Source organism: Helicobacter pylori Shi112 (assembly GCF_000277405.1).
Taxonomy (GTDB): domain Bacteria; phylum Campylobacterota; class Campylobacteria; order Campylobacterales; family Helicobacteraceae; genus Helicobacter; species Helicobacter pylori_C.
The window spans coordinates 403,471-419,872 of the sequence record NC_017741.1 but is presented as its reverse complement, the minus strand read 5'-3'; the positions used below and the strand labels follow the sequence as shown (position 1 = coordinate 419,872).

Below are 16,402 nucleotides of genomic sequence, written 5' to 3'. Positions count from 1 at the left end.
TAAAAATGGAAAAATTTGATGCGATTGAGTAACGCTGACTTAGAACGATTAAAAAGCATGGCCAACACGCTGCGCTTTTTGTGCGCGGACATGATAGATAAGGCTAATAGCGGGCATCCGGGCGTGTGCTTGGGATTAGCCGATGTGATGGTGGTTTTAAGCTTGCACTTAAACCTAAACCCCACCAACCCTAAATGGCTCAATAGAGATAGGCTGGTTTTTAGCGGAGGGCATGCGAGCGCGTTAGCGTATAGTTTGTTGCATTTGTGGGGCTTTGATTTAAGCCTAGAAGATTTAAAGCGTTTCAGGCAATTACACTCTAAAACCCCAGGACACCCCGAATTGCACCACACCAAAGGCATTGAGATCACAACCGGGCCTTTGGGGCAAGGTTTTGCTAACGCTGTGGGCTTTAGCATGGCGAGTCAATACGCTCAAAACCTTTTAGACAAAGAAGCCATTTCTCATAAAGTCTATTGCTTGTGTGGGGATGGGGATTTGCAAGAAGGCATTAGTTATGAGAGCGCTTCTTTAGCTGGGCACCTCAACTTAAGCAATCTCATTGTGATTTATGACAGCAACCAGATCAGCATTGAAGGCGCTATTAATATTAGTTTTAGCGAACAGGTTAAGATGCGGTTTTTGGCGCAAAATTGGGAAGTGCTAGAATGCGATGGGCATGACTATCAAGCGATTCATAACGCTTTAGAAGAAGCCAAAAAATCCACCAAACCCACGCTTTTAATCGCTCATACGATTATTGGTAAGGGGGCTATTGGCTTAGAGGGGAGTGAAAAAACGCATGGCTCGCCCCTAAATAAAGAAGTGTTAAAACAATCCAAAGAAAACGCTCAAATCAATCCTGATGAAAGCTTTATCGTTAGCCTAAAAAACAAAATGCATTTTGAAGAAGTGAAAGTTAGGGGCGTTAGTTTAGAAGCCTTATGGGAAAAATCCTTAAGCCCTAAAACAAAAGAAAAGATCCATGCGTTGAAGGATTTTGATTTTAACGCCATCAATTACCCCACCTTTAAAAAAGACGAATCTCTAGCCACGAGAGTGAGTAACGGCATGATTTTAAACGCTATCGCTAAAGAATGCGAGGGCTTTTTGGGGGGGAGCGCGGATTTAGCCCCGTCCAATAACACGCAATTAAAACACTCTGGCGATTTCCCTTTAGGGCAAAACTTGCATTTTGGGATCAGAGAGCATGCCATGGGGGCTATCACTAACGCTTTAGCGGCGTATGGCTTGTTTGTGCCTTTTTGCGCGACCTTTTTTGTGTTTAGCGATTACTTGATGCCCAGCATTCGTTTGAGCGCTTTAATGAAACTAAAAGCCCTTTTTATCTTTACGCATGACAGCATTGGCGTGGGCGAAGATGGGGCGACGCACCAGCCTGTAGAGCAATTGAGCCATTTACGCGCTTTGCCCAATTTCTACGCTTTCAGACCTAGCGACGCTTTTGAAAATACCGCTTGCATGCAAGTGGCGTTAAGTTTGAGCGCTCCTAGCGGGCTTATTTTATCGCGCCAGAATTTACCCGTGCTTGATGAGGTTTCTAAAGAGCAGGTTTTAAAAGGTGCGTATGTTAAATATGAGGCTAAAAACCCCGCTATCACACTGGTTGCGAGCGGGAGCGAAGTTTCTTTAGCTTTAGAGAGCGCTAAAATGTTAGAGCGAGAAAATATCCCCACTCAAGTGGTGAGCGCGCCATGCTTTGATTTATTGGTGGAACAAGATGAAAGCTATCTTAAAGAGCTTTTTAAGGGTAAAGTTTTAGTGATTGAAGCGAGCCGCGCGATAGAGTGGTATCGTTTTGCGGATAAGATCATTGGCATGGATTCTTTTGGGAGCTCAGCAAAGGGCAATAAACTCTTTGAAAAATTCGGCTTCAGCGTTGAAAACATCACCGCTCAAGCTAAAAGGTTACTCCACGCATGAACTTAGAAAAACTTTTTTCACAAAAAAACCCCCTATTTGTTTTTAGCTCCACCAGGCGTTTAAAACATTTCTATTTAGAGCAAGGCGAAGGGTTTTTGCCTAACGCAATGAGCATGGGGAGTTTTTTTGAACAGGCTTTTTACATCCCTAATAAAAAGAAAATCCCTAACAGCGCACGCCAAATTTTAATGATAGACACCATTAAAGCTATCGCTAAAGAAAAAAAATCCATTCTTGAAGGGCTTTTGCTTTTTGAAAACAGCTTTTTGGGGTATTTGGAAAGCACTTCTTTTTTGTTTGATTTGTTTGATGAATTGAGTTCGGCTTGTATCAAGCTCAATGAACTTTCTTCTAAAGACATTTATTTGGATTATGAAAAGCATTTAGAAGTCTTAGAAATGATTTATAAGCGCTACATTAAAAAGCTGGAAGAACTGGGATTTTATGACAAAATCATGCAAGAAAAGCCCACCATTTTAAAAGAATTTTTTGAGCATTTTTTCTCCATTGAATGGCATTTAGATGGCTTTATGAGCGTTTTTGAAAGGCAATGCCTGTTAGAAGTGGCCGAGTTAGTGCCTATCACTTTACACCTATCTTGCGATCAATACAACCAAAAATTTTTGGAATTTTTGAATCTCAAATTAGAAACAGATTGCGATTATTCCATTGATTTTAAAACCCAAAAGATCCTCTCCCAAACACCCAAGCACCAAAAAATAGAGCCAAAGCTTTACGCCAACTCCAGTTATTTAAAACAAAGCGCTTTAGTTTTACAAACCATAGAAGAATATTTGCAAAAAGATAACGATCCTAATAAAATGGCGATCATCACGCCTAATGCGGATTTTTTACCTTTTTTAAAACTCTTAGACAAAAACAACAATTTGAATTTCGCTATGGGCTTAGGGGCTAAAAACAGCCCTTATTATATAGAGCTTGTCAAAATCTCAGAAGATTTAGAAACGAGCGGTTTTGATTTGAGCGCATCGCCTTTATTGGATTTGGAAAACCTCACGCTTGCGCTTTTAGAACAACAAAGCTCTAAAGAAAAAGCGCCATTAAAAGAAGCGCATTCTCAAATCATGCACCAGTTTCATCTTTTAAAAGACACGCTTACAAACTACAGCCTTAAAGATTTGTTGCATTTGTATTTGCAAGAATTTGAAGCCAATTTCCGTTTAGACGATTCTAGCGGGGGCAAAATACGAGTCATGGACACTTTAGAAACAAGGGGCATGCAATTTGATAAAATCGTGATTGTGGATTTCAATGAAACTTGTGTGCCAAGCCTTAAAGATTGCGATTTGTTTTTAAACTCTGCTTTAAGAAAATCGCTCAACCTCCCCACTTTATCAGATAAGAAAAATTTGCAAAAACATTATTACTACCAGCTCTTTAAAAACTCTAAAGAAATGGCGCTTTCTTATATAGAGAGCGAAACTTCAAAAGTTTCTAACATGCTTTTGGAATTGGATTTGCATATAGAGCCTATCAAAGACGCTTACACGCTTTTTGCACCAACCCCTTTAAAAGACTACCAAGAAGAAGAAATCCAAGCCACTATCCCTAAAGATTTTAGCTTTAGCGCTAGCTCATTGAACACTTTTTTAACTTGCAAACGCCGTTTTTACTACCACTACATTAAGCGATTCAAAGAAAGCCCTAAAGATGAAAGTAATAGCACTATAGGCAGTTTGCTCCATGAACTTTTAAAAGAAGCTTATGAAAAAGATAAAAACCCCTATGCATTAGAAGAAAGGCTCATTCAACTCTTAGAAACAAAAGGAAACATTACCCCTAAAGAGCGTTTAGACACTCTTATAGCGCTTAAAAAAATCCAGGCTTTTTATGTTAAAGAAAAAGAACGCTTCAATGCAAAAATCAAAATCCTTGATCTTGAAAAAAGCTTTGAAACAACCATTCAAGGCGTTGCGTTTAAAGGGCGCATAGACAGGATTGACAAAACGGCTGACAATGAGATTATTTTATTGGATTACAAATTCAAAAGCGATTTGAAATTGGACAACATGAGTGAAAAACAAAGAGGAAGTTTAAGCCCCATAGAAATCGCTCAAATAAGCGCTGATTATCAAATGGCCATCTATGCGTTTGCCCTTAAAAATCTGGGTTACAAAGGGCCTATAAAAGCCTTTTTTTATGACTTAAGAAAGGGTAAGCTGTTAGAAGAAGAAGAGCCTATTTTGCAGGCTAAAATGGATTATTTAAAATCTTCTCTTATCCCCAAGCTCAAACAAGAAATTGATTTTGAAAAAACTCTAGAGGTTAAAGATTGTGAATATTGCTCTTTTAAAGACATGTGCAACCGATGAAATCTAAAAAACTTTATTTAGCTTTAATCATAGGGGTTTTATTAGCGTTTTTAACCCTATCTTCATGGCTAAGTAATAGCGGTTTAGTGGGGCGTTTTGGGGTGTGGTTTGCCGCAATCAATAAAAAATATTTTGGGTATCTTTCATTGGTTAATTTACCCTATTTAGCGTGGGTTTTATTCCTTTTATACAAGACTAAAAACCCTTTTACAGAAATCGTTTTAGAAAAAACTTTAGGGCATCTGCTTGGCATTTTATCTTTGCTCTTTTTGCAATCTAGCCTGTTGGATCAAGGGGAAATCGGCAACAGCGCGCGTTTGTTTTTACGCCCTTTTATAGGGGACTTTGGGCTTTATGCGCTTATAATGCTTATGGTAGTTATTTCTTATTTGATTTTATTCAAACTGCCCCCTAAAAGCGTTTTTTATCCTTATATAAACAAAACACAAAGCCTTTTAAAGGAGGTTTATAAACAATGCTTACAAGCCTTTAGCCCTAATTTTAGCCCCAAAAAAGAGGGTTTTGAAAACGCCCCATCAGACATTCAAAAAAAAGAAACCAAAAACGACAAAGAAAAAGAAAACCTCAAAGAAAACCCTATTGATGAAAACCACAAAACCCCTAACGAAGAATCGTTTCTGGCGATCCCTACCCCCTATAACACGACTTTAAACGCTCTAGAGCCGCAAGAAGGCTTAGTCCAAATCTCTTCCAACCCTCCTACCCATTACACCATTTACCCTAAAAAAAACCGATTTGATGACTTATCCAACCCCACTAACCCCGCTTTAAAAGAACTAAAGAAAGAGAACCCACGCCCAAACCTACCACGCTCAAACCTATCATGCCCGCATCTGCACCCAACACAGAAAATGACAACAAAACAGAAAACCACAAAGCCCCAAACCACCCCACAAAAGAAGAAAACATGCAAGAAAACGCACAAAAAGAAATGATAGAAGAAATGATAGAAGAAATGATAAAAGAAGAAGAAAAAGAGGCGCAAAACGCTCCAAGTTTTAGCCCAATAACCCCCACAAGCGCTAAAAAACCCGTTATGGTTAAAGAATTGAGCGAAAATAAAGAGATACTAGACGGATTGGATTATGGCGAAGTGCAAAAACCCAAAGATTATGAGCTTCCCACAACGCAATTATTGAATGCGGTTTGTTTGAAGGACACTTCTTTAGATGAAAACGAGATTGACCAAAAAATCCAGGATTTATTGAGCAAACTGCGCACCTTTAAAATTGATGGCGATATTATCCGCACTTATTCAGGCCCTATTGTAACCACTTTTGAATTCCGCCCTGCCCCTAGCGTTAAGGTGAGCCGTATTTTAGGCTTGAGCGATGATTTAGCGATGACTTTATGCGCTGAATCCATTCGCATTCAAGCCCCTATTAAGGGTAAAGATGTCGTTGGCATTGAAATCCCTAACAGCCAAAGCCAAACCATTTATTTAAGAGAAATTTTAGAGAGCGAATTGTTTCAAAAATCCAGCTCGCCCTTAACTCTAGCTTTAGGCAAAGACATTGTGGGTAACCCTTTCATCACGGATTTAAAAAAGCTCCCCCACTTGCTCATCGCTGGCACGACAGGAAGCGGTAAGAGCGTGGGCGTGAATGCGATGATTTTATCCTTACTCTATAAAAACCCCCCCGATCAACTCAAATTAGTGATGATCGATCCCAAAATGGTAGAATTTAGCATTTATGCAGACATTCCTCACTTACTCACGCCCATTATCACCGACCCTAAAAAAGCTATCGGGGCTTTACAAAGCGTGGCTAAAGAAATGGAGCGCCGATATTCTTTAATGAGCGAATACAAGGTTAAAACCATTGATTCTTATAACGAGCAGGCGGAAAACAATGGCGTTGAAGCGTTCCCCTATTTGATTGTAGTGATTGATGAATTAGCGGATTTGATGATGACAGGGGGCAAAGAAGCGGAGTTTCCTATCGCTAGAATCGCTCAAATGGGGCGAGCGAGCGGCTTGCACCTCATTGTAGCGACCCAACGCCCAAGCGTGGATGTTGTAACCGGCTTGATTAAAACCAACTTGCCTTCAAGGGTGAGTTTTAGGGTAGGCACTAAGATTGATTCTAAAGTGATTTTAGACACCGATGGGGCGCAAAGCTTGTTAGGAAGGGGCGATATGCTCTTTACCCCCCCAGGATCAAACGGGTTAGTGCGCTTGCATGCCCCCTTTGCCACTGAAGATGAAATCAAAAAAATCGTGGATTTCATTAAAGCCCAAAAAGAAGTAAAATACGATAAAGATTTCTTGCTAGAAGAATCGCGCATGCCTTTAGACACCCCTAATTATCAAGGCGATGACATTTTAGAAAGGGCTAAAGCGGTGATTTTAGAAAAAAAGATCACTTCTACGAGTTTTTTACAACGCCAATTAAAAATCGGCTACAACCAAGCCGCTACCATTACTGACGAATTAGAAGCTCAAGGCTTTTTGTCCCCAAGAAACGCCAAAGGCAACAGAGAGATTTTGCAAAACTTTTAGGTTTTGTTTTCATTGGATATTAGCAAACATTATTTTTAATTTTTAAAAAACTTTTCTCAATGATACAAACGATACCAACCTTTCATCTATTAATCAAATATTATCTGTGTATTCCCTAACTCCTAGTAAAATCACCTAAAAATTTCATATTCAAGGATAGCCATGAACCCCCAAACCCAACCAGCCACCAAAAAACCCTTAAAATCCCTTTTAGCCGCTAGTTCAGGTAATTTAGTGGAATGGTATGATTTTTACGCTTATGCGTTCTTAGCGCCTTATTTTGCTAAGGAATTTACCCACACTAACGACCCCACTTTAGCGCTAATCTCAGCTTTTTTAGTTTTCATGCTAGGGTTTTTCATGCGCCCTTTGGGGAGTTTGTTTTTTGGTAAATTGGGGGATAAAAAGGGGCGTAAAACTTCTATGGTGTATTCCATTATCCTTATGGCGCTAGGCTCTTTCATGCTCGCATTGCTCCCCACTAAAGAAATCGTAGGGGAATGGGCGTTCTTGTTTTTATTATTAGCCAGGCTTTTACAAGGCTTTAGCGTGGGAGGAGAATATGGCGTGGTCGCTACTTACCTCTCTGAATTAGGCAAGAATGGCAAAAAAGGTTTTTATGGCTCTTTTCAATATGTAACTTTAGTGGGAGGGCAACTCTTAGCTATTTTTTCACTATTCATCGTTGAAAATATTTACACGCATGAGCAAATCAGCGCGTTTGCTTGGCGTTATTTATTCGCTTTAGGGGGTATATTAGCCTTACTCTCGCTCTTTTTAAGAAATATCATGGAAGAAACTATGGATAGTCAAACAACTTCCAAAACCACCATTAAAGAAGAAACCCAAAGAGGCAGTTTGAAGGAATTGCTCAACCATAAAAAAGCCTTAATGATAGTCTTTGGGCTAACTATGGGAGGGAGTTTGTGTTTTTATACTTTTACGGTGTATTTAAAAATCTTTTTAACCAACAGCTCATCATTCAGCCCTAAAGAAAGCAGTTTTATCATGCTTTTAGCGCTCTCTTATTTTATCTTCTTACAACCCTTATGCGGGATGCTGGCTGATAAAATCAAACGCACCCAAATGCTGATGGTTTTTGCTATCGCAGGGCTTATTGTAACGCCCGTTGTCTTTTATGGTATCAAGCATGCTAGTGGCGTGTATGAAGCCCTATTTTATGAAATGCTTGCATTGAGCGCGATGAGTTTTTACACTTGCATTGCTGGGGTCATTAAAGCGGAATTGTTCCCTGAACATGTGCGAGCGCTTGGCGTGGGTTTAGCCTATGCGATTGCAAATGCGCTTTTTGGAGGGAGCGCGAGTTATGTAGCGTTGCAATTCAAACAACATGGTTTTGAATGGGGGTTTGTGGGCTATGTCATGTTTAGTATTGTTATCTTTATGGTTATGGTTATCATATTCCCTAAAAAAACCTATTTGGAATAAATCCTGGTTTTTATTTAATTTTTGCTATAATTTTTCTTTTAAAAGGATTCTTGCATGCAAAATGGGTATTATGCGGCCACGGGAGCCATGGCGACACAATTTAACCGCTTGGATTTAACCTCTAATAATTTAGCTAATTTAAACACCAATGGCTTTAAAAGAGACGATGCGATTACAGGCGATTTTTTAAGGCTTTACCAACAATACCGAGAGCAACTGCCCTTAGAAGATCAAACCAAAGCGAGCGCGAAGTATTTAAACCGCAATCTCAATCGTGTGCCTATTCTATCAGAAATCTATACGGATAGAAGCCTTGGCGCGTTTGAAGAAACGCATAACCCCCTAGATTTTGCCCTAACAAGCCCTAATCTCTATTTTGCGATACAAACTAATGAGGGCGTCGCCTATACCAGAGATGGGCATTTTAGCGTGGATAAAGACGGCTTTTTGGTAACTCTTAATGGCTTTAGGGTGCTTTCTCGCTCGGGATTGAACGAAAAAGGAGGGATCATGCTCATGCCTAACGCTGAAATTGAAGTCAATCAAAATGGCGAAATCACTTTTAGGGATAATGAAGCCCCCATTCAAGCAGGCGCGTTAGCTTTAGTGAGTTTTAGCGAACCTAAAAATCTTAAAAAAATAGGGCAAAACCTTTATACTTATCAGGGCGAAGGCGTTCATCAAATCTCTGACTCTGGCTCATTAAGGCAATATATGCTAGAAAAAAGCAATGTCAATGCGGTGCGCGAGATGAGCGCTTTGATTGGAATCAACCGCTTTTTGGACATGTATTCTAAAGTGTTAAAAACCCACCAAGACGACATGAACGCTGAAGCGATCAACAAACTCGCCTCAAAAGCTTAAAAACGATTTGTCTTTTTGGCTTGTGAAAAATTTTCATGCGTGCGTGTGTTTGCATGTTTATTTTTTCTTTTTTGTTGTTTAGTTCGTTGTGGTTCTTGTGTTTTAAACCCGTTTGTGGTAGGATTATCCCCATTAAGGTTTGAGACGCTATAGTCGTTTCTGTAATGGTTAGAGAGTGTCGGCTTGGTCTCTAATCCCCTTAATGTTTTTATCGCCCCATTAAAATCAAGCTTTTTTATTATCCACTTTATTATCAGCGTCCATTTTAAGATAGAGCCATTCTAAAAGCTTGTAAAAATTTCCTTCCTGTTTCCACTAGGCTAGGGTTTAAGAGCAAATCGTTCTTTTGTAATTTGATTATGCCCTTTTAGCATAACCAACACCATATCTAAAGAGGTCTTTTTTTCTTTATAAATGTAATTTTATATTTTTACTCCAACGCCAAGTCAATCAAAATTTGCCAATTCTCTTTATAGTGTTGGAGTTGCGACAAACTCTTTGTGTTGCCCCATTCTTGTATGTCTTCAATAGGGATAATATAGCATTCGCTCGTGCGAGTGTCTATCCCTAAAATCAAATCGCAATCCTTTTTGGTGTATTTGTAAGTGCGTTTAGGGGCATTCCTATCAATTTGAACCCCACTCCTATAGCCCCCTGTAAAATTCAAGGTATCTCCCCCTGTGCCTTTAATCTGTATCCTCAATAATTTCTGCTTTCCTCCTAGATCCACAATGGCATCGTATTTAGCGTTTGTAACATCTACTCTACTGCAAGGAAATCCTGCTTTAATCACCCTTCCTATAGCAATGAGTTCATCAGCGTTGCCATTCATTGTGCGAAAAATCCCCTTGTCAATACCGGTTAAATTGATGACCCAAGTTTGATGCGTATAATTATCCATAAACAACCTTTTTAATTTCTAACGCTAAAGCTTTAATCACAGGCACACTCACAGAATTACCAATTTGTTTATAAAGTTTGCTTTTAGCGGTATTAGGTAAAACATAATCTTTAGCGAAACCTTGAAAATTCAGACATTCTTTAGGCGTGAGTTTTCTTATGCCTTGCTCATCTAAAACTAAAGGCACATTATGCCCTCCTGTCCCCATGTTGGCTGTAAGAGTGGGGCAAAGATTGTTTTTATTTTCTCTTACATAATGCCTGCGCCATTGGTAGCAAGTGTCTCTTTTGGTGATTTCTTTTTTTAAAGTCTCATAAAAACGATATTGCTTGTAATAAAATTCCTCACCCACTTTTATTTCTAATAAATCCTTAATACTTTGTGTGTGATTGATTTTTAAAGGAAAATGAAAGCGCTTGTAATGGTTTTTATCTAAAAATCCTATAATATAAATCCGCTCTCTATTTTGTGGTACAGTAGAATATTCATAAGTGTTTAGTATTTTATAATGGACAAAATAGCCTAAGTTTTTTAAAGTTTCTAAAATAAACTTTAAGGTTTCCCCCTTATTATGACTCACTAAATTTTTTACATTTTCTAATAATAAAACTTGAGGTTTTTTGGCTTGAATGATGCGAAACATTTCCATAACAATCGCTCCTCTTTCATCATTAAGTCCTTTTTGCAACCCGGCAATGCTGAACGCTTGACAAGGAAACCCTGCGCTTATCAACCCAACATCTTCTAATTCATTAGGGTTTAAATCTTTAATGTCTTGTTCTAAAAGCTTGTGTTTGAAATTAGCCCTATAAGTGTTGCATGCGTCTTTGTCCAATTCATTCGCCCAACCAATTTCAAAGCCCGCTTGCAAAAACGCGCATTCAAACCCTCCAATCCCAGCAAAAAGTGAGCCTACTTTCATCAAACGCCCTAATCAATCTTTAATATCGCCAAAAACGCTTCTTGGGGAAGCTCCACCTTACCGATAGCTTTCATGCGTTTTTTACCCTCTTTTTGCTTTTCTAAGAGTTTTCTTTTTCGTGTAATATCGCCCCCATAGCACTTAGCCGTTACATTCTTACCGACAGATTTAATCGTCTCTCTGGCGATGATTTTATTCCCCACGCTCGCTTGGATAGCGACTTCAAAAAGCTGTCTTGGGATAAGCTCTTTCATCGTTTCCACTAAAGCTCGCCCCTTTTCATACGCCTTGTTTTTATCTATGATGATAGAAAGCGCATCCACCACATCGCCTGCCACCCTCACATCCAACTTCACTAAATGAGCCTCTCTGTTTTCTATCGGCTCATAATCAAAGCTCGCATACCCTTTAGTGCAAGATTTGAGCTTGTCATAAAAATCCATCACAATTTCGTTGCTCGGCAAGGAATAAGTGAGCATGACACGAGATTGGTTCAAATATTCCATTTTTTCTTGAATGCCTCTTTTATTGTTCAATAACTGCATTAAATTACCCAAAAATTCACTCGGCGTGATGATCGTCGCCCTCACAAAAGGCTCTTTGATGCAAGCGATATGGTTTTCAGGGGGCAGTTCGCTAGGGTTTTGGACATATTTGATGCTATTATCCGTCAAATGCACTTCATACACCACCGTGGGAGCGGTAGCGATGAGGTTAAGGCCAAATTCCCTTTCCAGCCTTTCTTTAATCACTTCCATGTGCAATAGCCCTAAAAAGCCCACCCTAAAGCCAAAGCCAAGCGCCACAGAGCTTTCAGGCTCAAAATTTAAAGCGCAATCGTTAAGCTGGAGTTTCAATAACGCTTCTCTTAAATCTTCAAACCTGTCCGTTTCTATAGGGTAAAGCCCCGCAAAAACAAAGGGTTTAGCCGGCATAAAGCCTTCAATGGGTTTAGGGGTAGGGTTTTTAGCGTCTGTGAGCGTGTCGCCCACAGCAATATCCGTAACGCTTTTTAGCCCTAAACTCACAATGCCAATCTCACCGCATTCTAAACTTTTAGTTGGGATTTTTTTCAAAGGGTTAGGGTAGTATAGCCCTAAAACGCCGTGTTTTTTACCCGTTCCCATCACTAAAATTTCTTGCTCGGTGTTGATGCTCCCATCCATGATACGCACCAGCGCTAGCGCCCCTAAATAATTGTCAAACCATGAATCATAAATGAGCGCTTTTAAGGGAGCGTTAAAATCACCGCTAGGGGCAGGAATGGTCGTAATGATTTTTTCTAACAAATCTTTAATGCCAAGCCTAGCTTTAGCACTCACTTCATTAGCACTAGAGCAATCAATCCCTATCGTGTCTTCTATATCCTGTTTGACTTCTAAAACATTCGCATTGGGCAAATCAATTTTATTAATCACCGGTAAAATTTCTAAATGGTTATCTAAAGCGATATAAACATTCGCAATGGTTTGCGCTTCCACGCCTTGAGTGGCATCCACCACCAATAACGCCCCTTCGCATGAACACAAAGAGCGCGACACTTCATAGCTGAAATCCACATGCCCTGGGGTGTCAATGAGGTTTAAAACATAATCCTCCCCCTTAAGCGTGTAATTTAGGCGCACGCTTTGAGCCTTAATCGTAATGCCCCTTTCTTTTTCAATATCCATAGTGTCCATCACTTGGCTGGTCATTTCTCTGTTACTGATAGCGTTGCATTCAGCGATCAAACAATCCGCTAAAGTGCTTTTACCATGGTCAATGTGAGCGATAATGGAAAAATTGCGGATATTTTTCATTGGCACTTTTGATTTCATCTCTCTTGTCCTAAATCTTTTAAAATAGCGTCAGTCAAACTCTCTGTGTCTAAACCTAAGGATTTTTCCACTAAAGCGGTGTTCCCATGCATGATAAATTCATCAATGATTTCAAAGCTTTTAACAGGCTTTAAAATATTTTGTTCGCTCAAAAACTCTAAAATCGCGCTAGCCACCCCCCCAAGCTTGTAATTATCGCTAAAAACATAGAGCTTTTGATAAGGGGCAATGATGGCGCTTAAATTTTGATCTAAGGGCTTTAAAAACCTGAGATCCAAAAGCGCGCACTCTATGTTTTTTTCTTTTAAAGCCAGTTGGACTAAATACGCCCTCCCCACGCCATTACCATAGCCAATGAGTAAAATTTCGCCCTCTTTTTTCAACAATTCGCTTTGCCCTAAAACAAAACCGCTAGGCTCAAAAACCCCCTCTTTTAACGCAAACGACCCCCTAGGGTAGCGGAACGCGCAAGGGCTTGAATGATGTTCATTGGCAAAATGCACGGCGTTTTTTAAAGTCTCATTATCTCGTGGGGCAAAAATGACCATGTTGGGGATAGAGCGCAAATACGATACATCTAAAAGCCCTTGGTGCGTTTCGCCATCTTCGCCCACAATCCCAGCCCTATCAATGGCTAATTTAATCGGCAAGCTAGAAATGCAAGCGTCATGCACAATGGAATCATAAGCCCTTTGCAAAAAAGTAGAATAGATACTCACAAAAGGTTTAAACCCCTCTTTAGCCATAGCGCTGCTAGAAGTTAAAGCGTGTTGTTCAGCGATAGCGACATCAAAAAAGCGCAAAGGGTAAGTGTCAATAAGTTTGTCTAATCCTGTGCCGCTAGGCATAGCAGCGGTTACGCCTACGATTTTTTCATCTTTCTTGGCTAATTCTAAAAGGGTGTTAGAATACGCTTCAGTGGGCGATAAAATCGCGCTTTTGGATTTTTTAGACAAGCCGGTATCCAAATCAAAAGGCCCCACCCCATGCCATTTTTCATACCGCCCTTCAGCGATTTTATAGCCTTTGCCCTTTAAGGTTTGCGCATGGATTAGCACCGGCTCTTTAAGCTCTTTGGCGAGTTTTAAGGTTTCAATAATCGCGCTCAAATCATGCCCATTAATAGGCCCTATATAGTTAATGCCTAATTCTTCAAAAAACACACCCGGGGTGATGAGCTTGAAAGATTCTTCAAAACGGCTCGCTAAGTAATTCACGCTTTCAGGTAAGGTGTTTAAGATTTTTTTAACTTTAGAGCGGAAAGACTGGTAAAACGGACCTTTCATCAGCTGGCTAAGGGCTTTGGATAAGGCTCCAATAGGCGTGCTGATACTCATTTCATTATCGTTCAAAATCATGATCATGGGGTATTTCCTATCGCCCAGTTCGTTTAAGGCTTCATAAAAAATCCCTGCGCTAATGCTCCCATCGCCTAATAAAGCTATAGGCATGCCTAGTGCTTGTTTCAAACAAAAAGCTTTAGCCACCCCCACGCCTATAGACACCGAAGTGGAACTATGCCCGGCAATGAAATAATCGTATGCGCTCTCGCTGGGTTTAGTAAAGCCGCTCAAGCCTTTAAATTGCCTTAGAGTGCTAAAGCTTTCAAAGCGCCCGGTTAAAAGCTTGTGAGCGTAAGCCTGGTGCGAAGTGTCAAAGATGAAAGGGTTTTTTTGGCAATCAAATAAGGCATGCATGCTTACAATCAGCTCCACAGCCCCTAAAGAAGAGCTTAAATGCCCCCCATTAGCGCTCACCACTTCTAAAATACGACTCCGCAGCGTTTGGCACACCAACTCCAAGCCTGCAATATCATTAGGGTTTAAATCAAAAGTTTTATTTTGCAAAATCACACCTTAAAATTTTCCAACACGCTTTCTTTGAGCGTTTTAAAGCGCTCCATTAAATTCCCATCAAGGTTCCCGTTAGAGCTAGTGATCATAACGCCTCCTTTAGAAATAGCCTCATTGCTCTCTAATTTGATTTTAGAAGCGTTTTGCAAACGCTCGTTTAAATAAGGGTAATCCAAAGGATTGACTTTTAAATGAATATCCGTTGCGTCTAAAACATTTTTTAAAAGCTCTTCAGCCAAAGCTAGGGCCACTTTTTGGCTGTTGTCTTCCACTTCTTTAAGGATCACTTCTTTAGCTATATCTATCGCAATCGCGCTCAGTTCCTTTTCTAAAGCCATTAAGTGATCTTCTGATTTTTTCATTTTTTCATCTAAAGCGGTGATCGCATGCAAAAGCTGGTTTTTTTCTTCATTCACGCTATGAGTGAGTTCGTTACGCATTTTTTCTTCGCCCTCTTTAAAGCCGATTTTATAGCCATCGTTTTTGGCGTTTTCAATCAAAGCTTTACTCTCTTCTTGGGCTTTTTCAAATTGCATTTGCAATTTCACTAAATGGCTTGAAAGCTCATCGGTTTTTTTCAATAAGCAATCAATCAAATCGTTTTCTATCGCTTTTTTTTCCAAAGGCTCTTCTGGGTTAGGCGTTTCTAAAGACGCACCATTAGGATTAGTTGTAGGGGGTAAGTTTGCCATGCTCTTAAATTCGTATTTTTGAATGTCATGCTTATTCAAATGGTCTTTTTGGATCAAGTTTTTACGGCTATTCAATGACATCTTCCTCTTCACCGGTTTGGATCACGCCTTTTTCTTGCAAGCTCTGCACGATTTCAATGATTTTCCTTTGGGCCACATCCACATCTTTGATTTTGACCGCCCCTAAATATTGCATCTCTTCTATAAACTGCTCTGCAGCCCTGCTGCTCATGTTGTTTAAAAATTTATCGGTTAAATCTTGGGTAGAAGTTTTTAGCGCCAAAGACAAATCTTTTTTATCCGCTACTTTCAAAATCTCTCTGATAGCAAAATTGTCTAGTTTGGATATGTCTTCAAAAGTGAACATCATTTCTTTAATCGCGCCGGCGAGCTTGTTATCCACGCTTTCAATGCGAGCGAGCGTGGTTTTAGCGCTCTTTTGGCCTAATCGGTTAAAGATTTCAGCCACCGCTCTTAAACCACCCACTTCAATTTTATAGCTAGTGAGCGATTCTAGTTTGTTTTCTAACACCGTGGAAACCCTTTTAACCACTTGGGGCGATATTTCGCCTAAATTCGCCATTCTAATAGAAATCTCAGCTTTCATTTCATCAGGGAAATAGCTCAAAGTCTCAGCCGCATTAGGGGCTTCCATGTGGGCTAAAATCAAGGCAATGGTTTGAGGGTGTTCGTTAATGATGAAATCAGCGAGTTGTTGGGGCTTGATTTTGCCTAAATAAGCGAAGTTTTTTTGCGTTTGCAAGCTTTTAGTGAGTTTATCCATCACTTTTTTGGCTTCTTCGCTCCCTAAAGTCCTGGTTAAAAGCTCTCTAGCGTATTCTAAACCGCCGGTATTGATGTATTGGTTAGACTGAAAAATCGCAAAAAATTCCTCTAAAACCGCCGCGCCGATTTGCTTGTCTGTGCCGTTTAATTGCACGATTTGCTTAGAAATCTCTGTAATAGAGTCAATGTCTAAATGCCTTAAAATCTCGCCTGTGGTGTCTTCGCCCACTTGAATGAGTAAAATAGCGATTTTTTCACTCATGGAAAGTTCGTCTAATTGGGCCTTTTGTTTGGGGGTAAGCTTGGTTGCCATTTTT

The 16,402-nt window shown here is 39.9% G+C and carries 10 protein-coding genes and 2 pseudogenes; 5 read left to right on the top strand and 7 right to left on the bottom strand.

All coding sequences use genetic code 11. The annotated features are described in order from the left end of the window. Positions 1 to 18 precede the first annotated feature (18 nt). The 5 genes and pseudogenes from tkt to HPSH112_RS02000 all read left to right on the top strand — a co-directional run bounded on the left by tkt (position 19) and on the right by HPSH112_RS02000 (position 9,114). Complete coding sequence (gene tkt / locus HPSH112_RS02020) at positions 19 to 1,944, top strand: transketolase (protein WP_001239882.1); 1,926 nt, start codon at positions 19 to 21, stop codon at positions 1,942 to 1,944. Next, entirely contained in the window at positions 1,941 to 4,277 is a 2,337-nt protein-coding gene (gene addB / locus HPSH112_RS02015; RefSeq protein ID WP_001047495.1) for an ATP-dependent deoxyribonuclease AddB, read from the top strand. The genes tkt and addB overlap by 4 nt, the downstream gene beginning before the upstream one ends. After that, positions 4,274 to 6,801: pseudogene (locus tag HPSH112_RS02010) on the top strand (DNA translocase FtsK). The gene addB and the pseudogene HPSH112_RS02010 overlap by 4 nt, the downstream one beginning before the upstream one ends. Positions 6,802 to 6,963: 162 nt before the next feature. Then, entirely contained in the window at positions 6,964 to 8,250 is a 1,287-nt protein-coding gene (locus HPSH112_RS02005) for an MFS transporter (RefSeq protein ID WP_001069542.1), read from the top strand. Between the two features lie 54 nt (positions 8,251 to 8,304). Beyond that, on the top strand, positions 8,305 to 9,114 hold the full coding sequence (locus tag HPSH112_RS02000) for a flagellar hook-basal body protein (RefSeq protein ID WP_001179221.1): 810 nt from the start codon (positions 8,305 to 8,307) through the stop codon (positions 9,112 to 9,114). Here HPSH112_RS02000 and HPSH112_RS08705 read toward each other — a convergent pair. The 7 genes and pseudogenes from HPSH112_RS08705 to fliG form a co-directional block, all read right to left on the bottom strand. Further along, positions 9,089 to 9,371 (bottom strand): annotated as a pseudogene (locus HPSH112_RS08705) (hypothetical protein). The gene HPSH112_RS02000 and the pseudogene HPSH112_RS08705 sit on opposite strands and share 26 nt — an antisense overlap. Positions 9,372 to 9,544: 173 nt before the next feature. Continuing rightward, positions 9,545 to 9,946, bottom strand: coding sequence for a group I intron-associated PD-(D/E)XK endonuclease (locus HPSH112_RS08565; RefSeq protein ID WP_157819905.1), 402 nt, complete (start codon positions 9,944 to 9,946; stop codon positions 9,545 to 9,547). Positions 9,947 to 10,007: 61 nt separating this feature from the next. Beyond that, positions 10,008 to 10,937 (bottom strand): DNA cytosine methyltransferase, encoded by a 930-nt coding sequence (dcm, locus tag HPSH112_RS01985; RefSeq protein ID WP_000862787.1) that lies wholly within the window; start codon positions 10,935 to 10,937, stop codon positions 10,008 to 10,010. 8 nt (positions 10,938 to 10,945) lie between these two features. After that, on the bottom strand, positions 10,946 to 12,736 hold the full coding sequence (gene lepA, locus HPSH112_RS01980) for a translation elongation factor 4 (protein WP_014662207.1): 1,791 nt from the start codon (positions 12,734 to 12,736) through the stop codon (positions 10,946 to 10,948). A 14-nt stretch (positions 12,737 to 12,750) separates the two neighbouring features. After that, positions 12,751 to 14,601, bottom strand: coding sequence for a 1-deoxy-D-xylulose-5-phosphate synthase (gene dxs, locus HPSH112_RS01975; RefSeq protein WP_014662206.1), 1,851 nt, complete (start codon positions 14,599 to 14,601; stop codon positions 12,751 to 12,753). A 2-nt stretch (positions 14,602 to 14,603) separates the two neighbouring features. After that, entirely contained in the window at positions 14,604 to 15,380 is a 777-nt protein-coding gene (fliH, locus tag HPSH112_RS01970) for a flagellar assembly protein FliH (RefSeq protein ID WP_000056306.1), read from the bottom strand. After that, positions 15,367 to 16,398: a flagellar motor switch protein FliG gene (gene fliG, locus HPSH112_RS01965; RefSeq protein WP_000201851.1), complete on the bottom strand. Its 1,032-nt coding sequence runs from the start codon at positions 16,396 to 16,398 to the stop codon at positions 15,367 to 15,369. The genes fliH and fliG overlap by 14 nt, the downstream gene beginning before the upstream one ends. Between the last annotated feature and the right edge of the window lie 4 nt (positions 16,399 to 16,402).

Coding starts and splice junctions, on each gene's coding strand:
- fliG (WP_000201851.1), bottom strand. CDS start 16,398: ATGGCAACCAAGCTTACCCCCAAACAAAAGGCCCAATTAGACGAACTT.
- fliH (WP_000056306.1), bottom strand. CDS start 15,380: ATGTCATTGAATAGCCGTAAAAACTTGATCCAAAAAGACCATTTGAAT.
- HPSH112_RS02005 (WP_001069542.1), top strand. CDS start 6,964: ATGAACCCCCAAACCCAACCAGCCACCAAAAAACCCTTAAAATCCCTT.
- HPSH112_RS02000 (WP_001179221.1), top strand. CDS start 8,305: ATGCAAAATGGGTATTATGCGGCCACGGGAGCCATGGCGACACAATTT.
- lepA (WP_014662207.1), bottom strand. CDS start 12,736: ATGAAAAATATCCGCAATTTTTCCATTATCGCTCACATTGACCATGGT.
- addB (WP_001047495.1), top strand. CDS start 1,941: ATGAACTTAGAAAAACTTTTTTCACAAAAAAACCCCCTATTTGTTTTT.
- HPSH112_RS08565 (WP_157819905.1), bottom strand. CDS start 9,946: ATGAATGGCAACGCTGATGAACTCATTGCTATAGGAAGGGTGATTAAA.
- tkt (WP_001239882.1), top strand. CDS start 19: ATGCGATTGAGTAACGCTGACTTAGAACGATTAAAAAGCATGGCCAAC.
- dcm (WP_000862787.1), bottom strand. CDS start 10,937: ATGAAAGTAGGCTCACTTTTTGCTGGGATTGGAGGGTTTGAATGCGCG.